This window comes from Streptomyces botrytidirepellens (assembly GCF_003721215.1).
Classification (GTDB): Bacteria; Actinomycetota; Actinomycetes; order Streptomycetales; family Streptomycetaceae; genus Streptomyces; species Streptomyces himastatinicus.
The window spans coordinates 1-679 of the sequence record NZ_RIBZ01000380.1 but is presented as its reverse complement, the minus strand read 5'-3'; the positions used below and the strand labels follow the sequence as shown (position 1 = coordinate 679).

Here is a 679-nt window from a genome sequence, read left to right as displayed (position 1 = left end):
CGGCCCGGCGCCCGCGGCGGGGTGCGATCTGTCGGAGCGGGCGGTGGGGCACCACAGCGCGGTGCTCGCGCTGCGCCTCGGGCGCCGGGCGGAGACGCACGGCCCGGAACACGTCCTGGACGTGTGGCAGGAGCTGTCGGCGGTCAGCGTTCCGGTGTACGAGCCGGGGGCGGGCCGCCCCGCCGGGACCGTCACGGCGCTGACCCCGCTGCGCGAGGACCGCGCTCCCCATCCGGGCACGGCCCTCGCCGAGGCCACCGCGCTCGCGGTCGAATCGGAGCTGCTGGGCCGGGCCCGGCCCCCGGAGCGGGTGCTGCTGGACGCGTATCTGCGCCACGCGCCGGAGGGGCGCGCGGTGGTGGCGCTCGACGGCAGCAGCCGCATCGTCAGCTCCGGTGCGGCACGGCTGCTGTCGGACGAGACGCTGACCGGGCTGGAGCGCCGGGCCACGGCGCTGCTGCGGGACGCGGGGGCGGCGGACGGGCGGCGACCGCGGGAGTTCCCGGTGCCGGACGGTGCCGGGCTCGTCGTCCGGATGACGCCGGTCGTACACGAGGGCGAGGTCATCGGCGCGGTCGCGGTGGCCCGCCCGGACCCGGCGGACGGTACGGCGGCCGCTGCCGCGCGTACGCCGGGGCGGGGCGGCGAGGAGCGGCTGCCGGGGCTGGCCGGTGCGTCG

1 pseudogene is annotated in these 679 nt (G+C 80.0%); it reads left to right on the top strand.

Features of this window, described 5'->3' with window-relative positions:
• Positions 1 to 43: 43 nt before the first annotated feature.
• Positions 44 to 679: pseudogene (locus EEJ42_RS31070) on the top strand (regulator); the annotation flags it as partial.